Here is a 395-nt window from a genome sequence, read left to right as displayed (position 1 = left end):
GCGAAAATGCTGTTTGACCAGATTAAATCATATGTAATAAAATGGATGAAGAGTAATGGATTGAAGCTTTTGGCTGCGATCATCGGCATATTGGTAGGCGTCGTGGCTGCGGAGATCATCACAGGCGGGGCGATCACGGCTGCACTCCCGATGATTATCAACCTGATCACGGTATATCTGCAAGCGGATGCGATTAAATCCGTGGCCCAGACTATTGTCCAAGCCTCGGGCTATATTGGCACCTACCTGAGCCAGGGCTGGCAGAAGATGATCGAGCCGGCTGCTATTGCACTGGCAACGGCACTCGCGATGGGACTTGTGGAGCTTGCGATGGAGCTTGGCTTCAAGGCGATCGGCAAAGGGCTGAACAAAGCCGGACAAGCCGTGAAGAAAGG

1 protein-coding gene is annotated in these 395 nt (G+C 52.4%); it reads left to right on the top strand.

What is annotated here, in order from left to right; all coding sequences use genetic code 11:
* Positions 1–45: 45 nt before the first annotated feature.
* Positions 46–395, top strand: a 350-nt coding sequence (locus ACTJKB_RS30955) for a hypothetical protein (RefSeq protein WP_440838049.1), incomplete at its 3' end; no start/stop codon positions are given.

This window comes from Paenibacillus sp. 22594, assembly GCF_052044425.1.
Classification (GTDB): Bacteria; Bacillota; Bacilli; order Paenibacillales; family Paenibacillaceae; genus Paenibacillus_AQ.
The sequence above is the reverse complement of the archived record's forward strand: the minus strand, read 5'-3'. Positions and strand labels throughout refer to the sequence as shown.